This window comes from Mycolicibacterium cosmeticum, from assembly GCF_000613185.1.
Taxonomy (GTDB): domain Bacteria; phylum Actinomycetota; class Actinomycetes; order Mycobacteriales; family Mycobacteriaceae; genus Mycobacterium; species Mycobacterium cosmeticum.
This window is the reverse complement of sequence record NZ_CCBB010000003.1, coordinates 1,118,546-1,131,985: the sequence shown is the minus strand read 5'-3', so window position 1 is coordinate 1,131,985 and position 13,440 is coordinate 1,118,546. Positions and strand designations below refer to the sequence as shown.

The window sequence follows — 13,440 nt, the reverse complement described above, 5'->3', positions numbered from 1 at the left end:
CGGCGCGGCGTCAGTCGGCCTGATAGAGGATTCCGCGGCCGATGGCGGTGCGGATCTCCGGCAGCGCGGCCTCAGCGAGCGCGCCGGCGTCGACCCCGTGATGGGCGGCGAGCAGGTCGATCAACGCGCCCAGCGGTACCTCACCGCGGCAGCCCGCCAGCAGGGCGCGCAGCACCTCGTCGACGCCGATCACCGCGGCAGGCCCGCCGGGGCGGCGCACCGCCGCACCGATCTGCTGCCAGCCGTGCTCACCGGGCAGCGACTGCTCCTCCAAAAGCACCGGGGCCGTGGACAATCGGGCGGCCAGCAGCTCCTCGTCGGTGGTGTGCCGCAGGAACGCGCGGCGCGCGAAGAAGGCGTCGACCTCCGGCCCGGTGACCGGCTCGTCGAGAATTTCCTCGCACGTATGTTCCGGGCGTTCACCGGCAGCCGGCACCCGCAACGAGATCAACCCCATGCCGATACCCGTGATGCCCTGCTCGGCGAACCAGTCCAGCCACGCACCGCCGCGCTGCGCGGCCTGTTCCGTCGGCTCGCCGGCGTCGGCCAGCCACAGCGCGACGTAGCTGACCGGGTCGGCGAGCTCACGCTGTACCACCCAGGCGTGCAGACCGGTGCCCGCCAGCCAGTCCCGCACCCGGGTGCGCCAATCGTCCCCGCGCACGATCCAGTTGGCCATGATGTGCGCGGTGCCACCGGGGTTGAGGTGGTCGGCGACCTGTTCGACGATGCTGCGGCACAAGCCGTCTCCGGCCACCCCGGAGTCGCGGTAGATGTAGTCCATGTCGCCGGCGCCCACCACGAACGGCGGGTTGGACACGATGAGGTCGAACCGCTCCCCCGCCACCGGCTCGAACAGACTGCCGTGGCGCAGATCCCAGGACATGCCGTTGAGCCGGGCGGTGGCCGCGGCCAGCGCCAGCGCGCGTTCGTTGGTGTCGGTGGCCACGATCTGCTCGCAATGAGCATCCAGGTGCAGGGCCTGCACACCGCAACCGGTGCCGAGGTCCAGGGCACGCCGCGCCGGCGTACGGACCACGGCACGGGCCAGGGAGATCGAGGCGCCGCCGATGCCGAGCACGTGATCACGGTGCAGCGGGCCGCTGCGCAGGGCGGCATCCTGATCGGAGACCACGAGGAAGTCGCTGTAGGGCCGGATGTCCAGGATCGCGCGCACCGTCTCGCCCGTGTCCTCCAGCACGCCGTCCGCCGTCAACGCGGCCAAGCCCGCCGTCGGGAACGCCTCGGCGGCCCGCTGCGGGCTCTCGTCGGCGCCGAGGAGGAACAACCGCACCAGGGTGGCCAACGGTCCCCCGGCGGCGTCGCAGGCACGCAGGGCCGGCCACCACACACCCCGGCCGAGGGCGGCGTGGGCGTCGGGGCCGAGCAGTTCGGCCACCCCGTCGACGGTGTAGCCGGCCGCCCGCAGGTCCGCGCCGAGGGCGTCGACGACGTCGTCGTTCAAAACAGACCCGGCTCGGGCTGGGCGGCCTCGATCAACTCGGGACCGTTGTTGCGGGTGCTGTTCACCAGCCGGGACACCTCGCGGATCTCGATGCGGTCCAGGTCGCCGTGCCCGCGCAGCAGTCCCTCGTCGATCGGCGCGTCCGGGTCCAGCCAGCGATCCCAGTCGGCCTCGCTGATGGTCAGCGGCATCCGGTCGTGGATGTCGGCGAGTTGGGCGGCGGCGTCGGTGGTGATGATGGTGCAGCTGAGCAGCGGCGCGCTGTCCCTGGCGGCATCTTTGGGCCGCCAGGTGGACCACAGCCCCGCCATGAACAGCGGTTCACCGTCACCGGCGTACATGTAGAACGGCGTCTTGGTGGCCTTCTTACCGTCGGCGGCCGGGTTGGGCCGCCATTCGTACCAGCCGTCCATCGGCACCAGGCAGCGCTTGCTCTTGGCCGACCCGCGGAACGCCGGCGAGGTGGTCAACGTCTCGGCGCGGGCGTTGATCAGCAGCGGGCCCTTGGTCTCGGGCCCGCCCTCGGCGGTGGTCTTGGCCCACGGCGGGATCAGTCCCCAGCGCATCGAGCGCAGGCGGCGGGTGGACTCGTCGTCGGGTTGCGTGTGTCGTTTGACCACGGTGCTGATGGTCGTGGTGGGTGCCACGTTGTAGTTGGGGGTGTAGTCGGAACCGCCCTCTTTGGCGGCCGCGACGGTCTCGTCGAGCGCCTTGATTTTCTCGGCCAGCAGCGCCGGGTCGGTGGTCACCGCAAATCGCCCACACATACCAGGCAGGATAGAGGTCGTGACTGACTGGCCGGCACCGTCGACTTCCGAACCCGTGAACGCCACCGTGACGGTGCCCGGGTCCAAATCGCTGACCAACCGGGCACTGATCCTGGCCGCGCTGGCCGCGTCGCAGGGCGAGTCGACCGTGGGTGGCGCGCTGCGCAGCCGGGACACCGACCTGATGATCGGCGCGCTGCAGGCCCTCGGCCTGACCGTCACCGGCGACACCGACCTGACCATCGGTGGGACCATCGCCCCGGCACCCGGCACCCGGATCGACTGCGGGCTGGCCGGCACGGTGCTGCGGTTCGTTCCCGCGGTGGCCGCCCTGGGCGCCGAAACGGTGACCTTCGACGGCGACGAGCAGGCGCGGGCCCGGCCGATCGCCCCGCTGCTGAACGGGTTGCGGGATGTCGGCGTGCGCATCGACGGTGACGGTCTGCCGTTCCGGGTGCTCGGGCACGGCGGTGCCGACGGTGGCGAAGTGCATATCGACGCCTCCGGGTCGTCGCAGTTCGTCTCGGGCCTGCTGCTGGCCGGCGCGACCTTCCGGGACGGGCTGACCGTGGTGCACACCGGCGACTCGGTCCCCTCGGCCCCGCATATCGGGATGACGGTGTCGATGTTGCGCGATGCCGGTGTAACCGTGGATGATTCGCTGCCCAACCGGTGGCGTGTCGAGCCGGGCACGGTCGCGGCCCGGCACTGGGACATCGAGCCCGACCTGTCCAACTCCGTGCCGTTCCTGGCGGCGGCGGCGGTCACCGGCGGGACCGTGCGGATCGACCGGTGGCCCGCGGTGAGCATCCAGCCCGCCGAGGTCATCCTCGGCCTGCTGGCCCGACTCGGTGTCATTGCGGTGCAGAAGGAAACACATCTGGAGGTGCAAGGCGCGCCGTCCTACGGTGGCATCGACGTGGACCTGCACGATGTCGGTGAATTGGCCCCGTCCATCGCCGCGCTCGCCGCGCTGGCCACCGAGGGATCGGTGTCCACCCTGCGCGGCATCGCGCATCTGCGGGGCCACGAGACGGATCGGCTGGCCGCGCTGAGCGCCGAGATCAACGGCCTGGGCGGGCAGTGCGCCGAGACGTCCGACGGTCTGGTCATCACGGCCGTCCCGTTGCACGGCGGCACCTGGCATTCTTACGCCGACCACCGGATGGCCACCGCGGGTGCGATCATCGGGTTGCGGGTGCCCGGCGTGACGGTCGAGGACATCGGTACGACGGCCAAGACCCTGCCGGACTTTCCCGGCATGTGGACCGAAATGCTGTTGGACGACCGGGGATAGCGGATTTGAGAGCGGCCGACTACGACGAGTCCGATGTCCGGGTGCGCCCGGGCAAGGGGTCGCGGCCGCGCACCAAGAATCGCCCCGACCATGCCGACGCCGCCGAGGCGATGGTTGTCACGGTGGACCGCGGCCGGTGGGGGTGTGCCCTCGACGGCGACCCGGACCGCCACGTGACCGCGATGCGGGCCAGGGAACTGGGCCGCACCCCGATCGTGGTCGGCGACGAGGTCGGGATCGTGGGCGACCTGTCCGGACGGGCCGACACGCTGGCACGCATCGTGCGCCGTGCGGAGCGCCGAACGGTGTTGCGCCGCACGGCCGATGACACCGACCCCACCGAACGGGTGGTGGTCGCCAACGCCGATCAGCTGCTCATCGTGGTGGCCCTGGCCGACCCGCCGCCCCGCACCGGGTTCGTGGAGCGGGCCTTGATCGCCGCCTACGCCGGTGGGCTGGAACCGATCCTGTGCCTCACCAAATCGGACCTCGCGCCGGCGGAACCGTTCGCCGCCCAGTTCATCGACCTGGACCTGACGGTGGTGACCGCCGGACGCGACGACCCACTGGACGTGGTGGCACCGATGCTGGCCGGCAAGGTGACGGTGCTGCTGGGGCATTCCGGTGTCGGGAAGTCGACACTGGTGAATCGCCTTGTGCCCGAAGCAGACCGGGCCACCGGCGAGGTGACCGGGGTGGGCAAGGGCCGGCACACGTCGACGCAGTCGATCGCCCTGCCGCTGCGGGAGTCCGGCTGGGTGATCGACACGCCCGGCGTGCGGTCGTTCGGGCTGGCGCACATCGCGCCCGACGACGTGGTGCAGGCCTTCTCGGATCTGGCCGAGGCGGTGCAGGACTGCCCGCGCGGGTGCGGCCACATGGGCCCGCCCGCCGACCCGGAATGCGCGCTGGACGAGCTGACCGGCGCCGCCGCGGCGCGGGTGACCGCGGCGCGGCGGCTGCTGGCCACCCTCAAAGAGCCCGCCTACTAGGCGGCGCGCTTGTCCCGGCGCCACCCTCGCACGGTCGCGATGGCGGTCTTCAGGCCGCGACGCCGGCCGGTGGCCGGGTCCTCGACCCCGAAACCTTCGAGCTCGTCGAACATCCGCTCACTGCGGGTCTCCGGGGCGTTGTCGGCGGTGTCGCGCAGATACTTGTTCGGCAACGACAGCTTCGCGATGGTGCGCCACGTCTTGGCGTACTGCACCAGGAACGAACCGGTGGTGTAGGGCAGGTCGTACTTCTCGCACACCGCCTGCACCCGCAGCGACACCTCATAGAGCCGGTTGCTGGGCAGGTCCGGGTAGATGTGGTGCTCGATCTGGTGGCACAGGTTGCCGCTCATGAAGCGCAACACCGGACCGTTGCGGAAGTTCGCGCTGCCCAGCATCTGGCGCAGGTACCACTCACCACGGGTCTCCCCGACCATGTCGGTCTTGGTGAACTTCTCCGCACCGTCCGGGAAATGGCCGCAGAAGATCACGGCGTTGGCCCAGACATTGCGAATCACGTTGGCCCAGAAGTTGGCTCGCGCGGTGGACTTGTAGGTCGCGGCCGGCGACAACGACGTCAACGCCGGGTAGGCCACATAGTCCTTGAACAGCTGCTGCGCGGACTTGGTGCCGAACTCCTTGAGCCGCTCCATGGTGGCCTTGCGGTCGTCACGGCCCTTGGCGATCTTGCCGAGCTCCAGGTGCTGCAGTCCGACGCCCCACTCGAACAACATCGCCAGGGCGGTGTTGTAGAGAAGGTTGAAGGCGTTGAACGGCTTCCACCGCTGATCGCGGGTGACGCGCAGCAGGCCGTAGCCCACATCGTCGTCCATGCCGAGGATGTTGGTGTACTTGTGGTGCATGAAGTTGTGGGTGAAGCGCCAGTGCTTGGAGGCACTGTTCATGTCCCACTCCCACGTCGAGGAGTGAATCTCGGGATCGTTCATCCAATCCCACTGGCCGTGCATGACGTTGTGGCCGATCTCCATGTTCTCGATGATCTTGGCCACGCCCAGGGTCGCCGTACCGGCCCACCAGGCGGAGCGCCGCGAACTCGCGGCCAGCATCACCCGGCCCGCCACCTCGAGCGCGCGCTGGGCGGCGATGGTGCGGCGGATATAGCGTGCGTCGCGCTCGCCGCGGGAGTCCTCGATGTCCTGCCGGATCGCGTCGAGTTCGACGGCCAGGCTCTCGATATCGGCTTCAGTCAAGTGTGCGAACGCCGGCACATCGGTAATAGCCACTGGTCAACCCTCCTATCCGTTTCCTACTCTAGCGTAACCTACGCTACCGTAGGTTAGCTCCGGGTAAACAGTTATGCGTCCAGCACACAATCGCCGGACGCCGCCGAGACACACGTCTGCACACGCGTTCCCGGTTCGTGTTCGACGCCCGTGCGCAGATCGCGCACGTGTCCGTCCAACAAGCCGACGACGCAGGACTGGCAGATGCCCATCCGGCAGCCGAACGGCATCCGGACACCGGCGCCCTCGCCGGCCTCCATCAACGACGTCGCCGCGTCGGCCTGCACGGTCTTGCCGCTGCGCTCGAAGGTCACCGCGCCGCCGGTGCCGTGCGGCGCCGCCCGCGAGACCGCGAACCGCTCCAGGTGCAGCTTCTCGCCCAATCCGGCTGCGGTCCAGATCCTTTCGGCATCATCGAGCATGCCCTCCGGGCCACACGCCCACACCTGACGGTCCCGCCAATCGGGCACCACCTCGCCGAGCCGCAGCAGATCCAGCCGACCCTGCGTCCGAGTGGTCCGCACGATCAGCCGGTAGCTGGGATGCGTCTCGTGCAGGGTGGCCAGTTCGGCCGCGAACAACACGTCGGCTTCGGTGGGGGCCGAGTGCACGTGGACGACATCGGTGATCTGGCCGTGCCGGGCCAGGGTGCGCAGCATCGACATGACCGGGGTGATCCCGGAGCCTGCGGTGATGAACAGCACCTGAGGCGGCGCCGGATCCGGCATCACGAAATTGCCCTGTGGTGCCGCCAGCCGGACGATGGTGCCCGGCGTGACACCCTCCACCAGGTGGGTGGACAGGAAGCCCTCGGGCATCGCCTTGACGGTGATGCTGATGGTGGCGCGCCGCCCGCTGCCGGTCACCGGCGGCGAGGTCAGCGAGTACGACCGCCACCGCCAACGCCCGTCGATCGGCAGCCCGATGCCGATGTACTGGCCGGGCTCGTAGTCGAAGGTGAAGCCCCATCCCGGCTTGATCACCAGGGTCGCCGAATCCGACGTCTCACGCCGGACCTCGACCACCTTGCCGCGCAACTCGCGGGCCGACCACAGCGGATTGGCCAGCTTCAGGTAATCGTCGGGCAGCAACGGGGTGGTGATCCGGCCCGCGATGGCACGCAGGGTCTTCCAGTGCGCCGGCCCCGGAATCGAGGGACGGACCGTATCGGCAACATTGGCCGTGTTCTTGACGGTGCTCTTGGCCACGCAACCTACGGTACCGTAACCTACGGTGCCGTATCTAGTACTCGGCGGTAACTTATTCCTGTGATCGGCCCGACACCGTCACAGCAGTTCGAGCAGGAACGGCAACTCCTGGGGCGCGTACCAGGCCAGATCGTGGTCCTGCGCATCCCCGACGGTGAGCTCGGCATCCTCGTCGCCGAGGTCAGCGGCGTCGATCACCTCGATGGCCGCCAGCACCGCCTCCTCCGCGGCCGCGTTGTCGACGTAGACCGCCACGATGTGGTCGTAGTCGATCGGGCCCGCCAACCGCACCACGGCGTCATCGAGGTCGGGGCGCACGGTCACTCCCTCTGCGTCGGCCACCACCACGACGCGGCGCGGCGGCAGGTCACCGACGCCGCCGGCCAGCAATCTCAGCGACGCCAACGCCGCCTCCCCGAGGGCCACCTCGGCCAGTTCCTCGTCGTCCCCGTGCGCGTACGCCTCGCGCAGGGTCGGGGTGACCGCGAACGCCGTACCGCTGCGGGCGTGGATCACCCGGTCGGCGATCAACTGTTGCAGCATCGCCAACGTGGCCGGCACATACACGCGCATCAACGGGCCGCCTCCAACAACTCGTCCAAGGACTCTCGCAACAACGACGGAAAGACGTCCACGTCGCTCATCGCGTCGCGGTCGGCGTTGATGCCGAAATACAGCATGCCGTTGTAGGACGTCACGCCGATCGCCAGCACCTGATTGGTCAGCAGCGGGGGCACCGCATACGTCTCGATGAGCTTGGTGCCCGCGATGTACATCTGCTTCTGCGCGCCCGGCACGTTGGTGATGAGCAGGTTGAACTGGCGGGCCGAGAAACTGGTGGCGACCCGGATGCCCATGGCGTGCAGGGTGGGCGGCGCGAAACCGGACAGCGTCACGATGGTGCGCGCGTCGACCAGACTGACCGCGGTGGAATGCGACTCGGTGGCATGCGCGATCTGGGACAGCCGGACCACCGCGTTGCCCTCCCCGATCGGCAGGTCGACCAGGAACGGGGACACCTCGCTGATGGCTTGGCCCGGCCCCGTCGAGTCGATCTCGGCGTCCGGGTACACCGAGTTGGGCGCCATCGCGCGCACCGTCGAGGTGGCCGTCACCGGCTCGCCCCGCGACAGCAGCCAGTTCCGCAAGGCACCGGCCACCACGGCCAGCACCACGTCGTTGACGTCGCAGTCGTAGCGGGCCCGCAGCGCCCGGTAGTCGTCCAGGCGGTGCCCGGCGACGGTGAAGCGCCGGTTGCGCGAGACGGTGGTGTTGAGCGGGCTGTTCGGCGCGGTGCCACGGGCCACCGTCTTGGCCACCTCGGCGACCCGGCGTCCGACGTCGACGAGCGCGCCGGCGTTGGTGGCCACCTCGGTCACCGTCGAGCGCATCGCGGCCAGCTGGGCGGTGGGCCGGGTGATCCACTCACCCAGCGCGCCCAGCAGCAGCGCGGTGTCGCTCGGTTCACGGGCCGGGATCCAGATGTCCTCGCCGAACTCCGGCGGCTTCTGGCTGCGGTCGGCGATCACGTGGCCGATCTCAAGCGCCGACATCCCGTTGACCAGGGCCTGATGCGATTTGGTGTAGATGGCGATCCGGTTGTTCGTCAGCCCCTCGACGATGTACATCTCCCACAGCGGCCGGGTCTTATCCAACGGCCGCGAACCCAGCCTGGCGACCAGGTCGTGCAGCTGGGCGTCACTGCCCGGGGACGGCAGCGCCGAACGCCGGATGTGATAGGTGATGTCGAAGTCGCGGTCGTCGATCCACACCGGCCGGGCCAGGCCGAAACTGACCTCGCGGACCTTCTGCCGGTAGCGCGGGATCTGCGGCAGCCGGCGCTCCACGGTTTCCAGCACCGACTCGTAACTCAGCCCGGCACGCGGTTTACGCACGATGGACAACGACCCCACGTACATCGGGGTGGCCGTGTTCTCCATGTGGAAGAAGGCCGCATCCGATGCCGACAACCTGGTCACCATCGTGGTGTGGCCCCTCCCCCCTGGTCCGTCGGCCCGGCGTTCAGGTAAACGCACGAATGACCGTCAACTTAGCGGCAATGCACCCGGGGCCGCATCACAGGTGCGTGGGAGCCCTCCGCAACCGTGCGATCATCAATATGCCTGTGCCTCTCCAGCAGCGTCCTGTCCGTGCCGTAGCGCTGGAATCGTCTTGGAGAGACTCACTGTGACCACCCTTCCGCATCCCGCCGCCGAACCTCGCCCCTCGTGTGTGACGAGGCCGATCATCGACTGCGAGCCGCCGCCGCTGGGCCCGGTCGCCTGCCCGCCCCCGGCCCTGGTGCTGCGCAAGAGATCCGCACCGCATCTGCGGTTGGCCCCGCGCAGCGAGCCTGCCGAGCCGGTGCCGGCACCAGCGGGAGCGTTCGCCGACGCGGCGCTGCGCCGCGTGCTCGAGGTGATCGACCGCAGGCGGCCGGCCACGCAGTTGCGCGGGCTGCTGGCGCCCGGCCTCGTCGATGCGACGGTGGCGCTGGCCCGGACTCCCCAACCCGGCGGGGCCGCGGTGCTGCGCCGGGTGGGGCTGCGCCGGGCCGCCGGATGCGGTCCCGAACGCGTCGACGCCGCCGAGGTGTTCGCCAGCTACACCCGCGGTGCGCGGGTGCGCGTCATCGCGGCCCGCATTGAACTGGTCGCCGGGCGCTGGCAGGTGGTGGCGCTGCAGGTGGGCTAACGCCGCTTGGACTGGCGGGCCTGCTGGCGGGCCGCTTCGCGGCGTTCCTTGCGGGTGCCCGGCTCGGGTGCGGCATGGCGGCCACCGGAGGACCGCTGCACCTCGGCAGAGCCGTCCTCGGCCGGTCCGGAGTACGTCAGCGCCGGGGCCCGGTCGCCGTCCTGGATGCCCTTGGCCTGCACCCCGGCCGGCCGCTCCTGGGTGGCCACCTGTCCCTGCGCCTGCTGCGCCGCCGCGGCCGCGAACTCGGCCAGCCCCTGGGACATCGGGGTGGCCTGCGGGGCAGGTGCCTGCGGAGCCGCCTCGACCGCCACGTTGAACAGGAAGCCGACCGACTCCTCTTTGAGCCCGTCGAGCATGGCGACGAACATGTCGTAACCCTCGCGCTGGTATTCCACCAACGGGTCGCGCTGGGCCATCGCGCGCAGGCCGATGCCCTCCTTGAGGTAGTCCATCTCGTAGAGGTGCTCGCGCCACTTGCGGTCGATCACGTTGAGCAGCACGTTGCGTTCCAGCTGCCGCATCGCGCCCTCACCACCGATGGCGTCGATCTGCTTCTCGCGTTCGGCGTAGGCCCGCTCGGCATCCTCGATCAGCGCACCCAGCAGTTCGTCGCGGGTCAGCTCGCCGGGTTCGCCGACGGCATCGGAATCCAGCAGATCGTGATGATCGATACCCACCGGGTAGAGGGTCTTGAGCGCCTCCCACAGCTTCTCCAGATCCCAGTCCTCGGCGTAGCCCTCGCCGGTGGCGCCGTCGACATAGGCGGTGATGACGTCGACCATCATGTCGTGGGCCTGCTTCTGCAGGTTCTCGCCCTCGAGGATCATCCGGCGCTCTTTGTAGATGACCTTGCGCTGCTGGTTCATCACCTCGTCGTACTTGAGGACGTTCTTGCGGACCTCGAAGTTCTGCTGCTCGACCTGGGTCTGCGCGCTCTTGATCGCCCGGGTCACCATCTTCGCCTCGATGGGGACGTCGTCGGGCAGGTTCAGCCGGGTCAGCAGGGTTTCCAGGGTCGCCCCGTTGAACCGGCGCATGAGCTCGTCGCCGAGGGACAGGTAGAACCGCGACTCGCCCGGGTCACCCTGACGGCCGGAGCGGCCGCGCAGCTGGTTGTCGATACGCCGCGACTCGTGCCGCTCGGTGCCCAGCACGTACAGACCGCCGACGGCGATCACTTCCTCGGCCTCGGCCTTGGCCTCGGTCTTGATCGCCTTGACGGTGGCGTCCCAGGCCGCGTTGTACTCCTCCGGCGTCTCGACCGGGTCGAGGCCCTGGTCCCGCAGCCGCTTGTCGGCGAGGAACTCGACGTTGCCGCCCAGCACGATGTCGGTACCGCGGCCGGCCATGTTGGTGGCCACCGTGATGGCGCCACGGCGGCCGGCCTCGGCGATGATGTTCGCCTCCTGCTCGTGGTACTTGGCGTTGAGCACGTTGTGCGGGATGCGCCGCTTGGTGAACTGCCGCGACAGGTACTCGGAACGCTCGACCGACGTGGTGCCGATCAGGACGGGCTGGCCCTTCTCGTAGCGTTCGACGACGTCGTCGACCACGGCGATGTACTTGGCCTCTTCGGTCTTGTAGATCAGGTCGGAGGCGTCCACCCGGATCATCGGCCGGTTGGTCGGGATGGCCACCACGCCCAGGCCGTAGATCTCGTGCAACTCGGCGGCCTCGGTCTCGGCCGTACCGGTCATGCCGGAGAGCTTGTCGTAGAGCCGGAAGTAGTTCTGCAGGGTGATGGTGGCCAAGGTCTGGTTCTCGGCCTTGATCTCCACATGCTCCTTGGCCTCGATCGCCTGGTGCATGCCCTCGTTGTAGCGGCGGCCGATCAGCACACGGCCGGTGAACTCGTCGACGATGAGCACTTCACCGTTGCGGACGATGTACTCCTTGTCGCGCTCGAACAGCTCCTTGGCCTTGAGCGCGTTGTTCAGGTAGCTCACCAGCGGCGAGTTGGCGGCCTCGTACAGGTTGTCGATGCCGAGCTGGTCCTCGACGAACTCGACGCCGATCTCGTGCACACCGATGGTGCGCTTCTTCAGATCGACCTCGTAGTGGACGTCCTTCTTCATGAGCGGGGCCAGCCGGGCGAACTCGGCGTACCAGTGCGAGGCGCCGTCGGCCGGGCCGGAGATGATCAGCGGGGTCCTGGCCTCGTCGATCAGGATCGAGTCGACCTCGTCGACGATGGCGAAGTTGTGGCCGCGCTGCACCATCTCGGGGACCGAATGCGCCATGTTGTCGCGCAGATAGTCGAACCCGAACTCGTTGTTGGTGCCGTAGGTGATGTCGGCCGCGTACGCCGCCCGCCGTTCGTCGGGGGTCAGGCCGGACAGGATCACCCCGACCTCCAGCCCCAGGAAGCGGTGCACGCGGCCCATCTGCTCGGCATCGCGTTTGGCCAGGTAGTCGTTGACGGTGACGATGTGCACGCCCTTGCCGGCGAGCGCGTTCAGGTAGGCGGGCAGGATGGCGGTGAGGGTCTTGCCCTCACCGGTCTTCATCTCGGCGACGTTGCCGAAGTGCAATGCCGCGCCGCCCATCACCTGGACGTCGAAGTGGCGCTGTCCGAGCACCCGCCAGGCCGCCTCGCGGGCGACGGCGAAGGCCTCGGGCAGCAGATCGTCGAGCTCGGCTCCGTCGGCGACCCGCTTGCGGAACTCGTCGGTTTTGGCACGGAGTTCGGCGTCGGTCAGCTTCTCCACGTCATCGGACAAGGTGTTCACATAGTCAGCGACCTTTTTCAGGCGCTTGACCATGCGGCCTTCACCGAGACGGAGCAACTTTTCGAGCACGCTATTTCCTCTTCGGGTGGATTGGAATCTCAGCTGGTAACTGCGGTCCATCGTAGGTGACCGCCGTCGGCTGCCCCGCGAGATGCAACCCGAATGACGCAACGAGCCCCCGGCTGCGCGCCGGGGGCTCGTGCTGGATATCGCTCGGATATGGCCGGGATGGGGACTCAGGCCAGCCTGATGAGGCCGTAGTCGTAGGCGTGCCTGCGATACACCACCGACGGCCGGTCGGACTCCTTGTCGTGGAACAGGAAGAAATCGTGTCCGACGAGCTCCATCTCGTAGAGCGCGTCGTCGACGGTCATCGGCGTGGCCTGATGCTCCTTGGTGCGCACGATCCGGCCGGGCTCATGATCGTCGACGGCCACCTCACTGGGTGCCGGCTCGGGCTCGCTGGGCAGCTCCTCCTGCGGGATCACCGCGGTGGCCTCGTGCAGCGAGACGGGCCTCTTGTCGCCGTAGTGGATCTTGCGCCGGTCCTTGCTGCGGCGTAACCGGTTCTCGAGTTTGCAGACCGCCGATTCCAGCGCGGCGTAGAAGCTGTCCGCGCACGCCTCGCCGCGCACCACGGGCCCGCGACCGCGCGCGGTGATCTCGACGTGCTGACAGTTCTTGCGCTGGCGCCGGTTCTTCTCGTGGTCGAGTTCGACATCGAACAGGTAGATGGTTTTGTCGAAGCGCTCCAACCGAGCCAGCTTCTCGGAGACATATATCCGGAAGTGGTCGGGAACCTCGACGTTACGGCCCTTGACGACGACGTCGGCATTGGTGACGCGCGGTGCGTCGTCCTCGTCCATAACCATGGTGTTGCGATCGGTTTGCACGGATTGGGTTGACATACTTGACAACTCGTTTCTCCTGCGGTGTCGCACGCGCACGGCGTGCCCGGAATGTCAAAGAAACGCGTCGACGGAGCAGTGCAGAAGCGGCGCCCGCCGGCGCAAGGTGTCGACTACTCACCTCCTACCGCTT

The 13,440-nt window shown here is 68.7% G+C and carries 11 protein-coding genes; 3 read left to right on the top strand and 8 right to left on the bottom strand.

Going from position 1 to position 13,440, the window contains the following annotated elements; translation table 11 throughout:
* Nucleotides 1-10: 10 nt before the first annotated feature.
* Together BN977_RS24620 and BN977_RS24615 are read right to left on the bottom strand one after the other, a co-directional pair.
* Nucleotides 11-1,465 (bottom strand): DUF7782 domain-containing protein, encoded by a 1,455-nt coding sequence (locus tag BN977_RS24620; protein WP_036402171.1) that lies wholly within the window; start codon nucleotides 1,463-1,465, stop codon nucleotides 11-13.
* Nucleotides 1,462-2,232 (bottom strand): SOS response-associated peptidase, encoded by a 771-nt coding sequence (locus tag BN977_RS24615; protein ID WP_024454375.1) that lies wholly within the window; start codon nucleotides 2,230-2,232, stop codon nucleotides 1,462-1,464. Before BN977_RS24615 ends, BN977_RS24620 begins: the two co-directional genes overlap by 4 nt.
* Nucleotides 2,233-2,251: 19 nt before the next feature.
* Here BN977_RS24615 and aroA point away from each other — a divergent pair, with 19 nt between their 5' ends.
* Nucleotides 2,252-3,529, top strand: a complete 1,278-nt coding sequence (gene aroA / locus BN977_RS24610) for a 3-phosphoshikimate 1-carboxyvinyltransferase (RefSeq protein ID WP_407661209.1) — start codon at nucleotides 2,252-2,254, stop codon at nucleotides 3,527-3,529.
* A gap of 5 nt (nucleotides 3,530-3,534) precedes the next feature.
* The gene (gene rsgA, locus BN977_RS24605) at nucleotides 3,535-4,521 is read left to right on the top strand and encodes a ribosome small subunit-dependent GTPase A (protein WP_036402168.1); all 987 of its coding nucleotides are present in this window, start codon (nucleotides 3,535-3,537) and stop codon (nucleotides 4,519-4,521) included.
* Here rsgA and BN977_RS24600 read toward each other — a convergent pair.
* The 4 genes from BN977_RS24600 to BN977_RS24585 form a co-directional block, all read right to left on the bottom strand.
* Nucleotides 4,518-5,765, bottom strand: coding sequence for a fatty acid desaturase family protein (locus BN977_RS24600; protein WP_024454372.1), 1,248 nt, complete (start codon nucleotides 5,763-5,765; stop codon nucleotides 4,518-4,520). The genes rsgA and BN977_RS24600 overlap by 4 nt on opposite strands.
* A gap of 71 nt (nucleotides 5,766-5,836) precedes the next feature.
* Nucleotides 5,837-6,973 carry a ferredoxin reductase gene (locus BN977_RS24595; protein ID WP_024454371.1) on the bottom strand — a complete coding sequence of 379 codons (1,137 nt, stop codon included), beginning with the start codon at nucleotides 6,971-6,973 and terminating at the stop codon, nucleotides 5,837-5,839.
* Between the two features lie 78 nt (nucleotides 6,974-7,051).
* A complete protein-coding gene (locus BN977_RS24590; protein WP_024454370.1) occupies nucleotides 7,052-7,546 on the bottom strand; it encodes a DUF6912 family protein in 495 nt (164 codons plus the stop codon).
* On the bottom strand, nucleotides 7,546-8,955 hold the full coding sequence (locus BN977_RS24585) for a WS/DGAT/MGAT family O-acyltransferase (protein ID WP_036402166.1): 1,410 nt from the start codon (nucleotides 8,953-8,955) through the stop codon (nucleotides 7,546-7,548). The genes BN977_RS24590 and BN977_RS24585 overlap by 1 nt, the downstream gene beginning before the upstream one ends.
* A 250-nt stretch (nucleotides 8,956-9,205) precedes the next feature.
* Here BN977_RS24585 and BN977_RS24580 point away from each other — a divergent pair, with 250 nt between their 5' ends.
* Nucleotides 9,206-9,667, top strand: coding sequence for an Rv3235 family protein (locus BN977_RS24580; protein ID WP_227456339.1), 462 nt, complete (start codon nucleotides 9,206-9,208; stop codon nucleotides 9,665-9,667).
* On the opposite strand, the gene secA is transcribed toward BN977_RS24580, so the two are convergent.
* Nucleotides 9,664-12,468, bottom strand: coding sequence for a preprotein translocase subunit SecA (gene secA, locus BN977_RS24575; protein WP_036402165.1), 2,805 nt, complete (start codon nucleotides 12,466-12,468; stop codon nucleotides 9,664-9,666). The genes BN977_RS24580 and secA overlap by 4 nt on opposite strands.
* Nucleotides 12,469-12,635: 167 nt before the next feature.
* On the bottom strand, nucleotides 12,636-13,307 hold the full coding sequence (gene hpf, locus BN977_RS24570; RefSeq protein ID WP_024454366.1) for a ribosome hibernation-promoting factor, HPF/YfiA family: 672 nt from the start codon (nucleotides 13,305-13,307) through the stop codon (nucleotides 12,636-12,638).
* Between the last annotated feature and the right edge of the window lie 133 nt (nucleotides 13,308-13,440).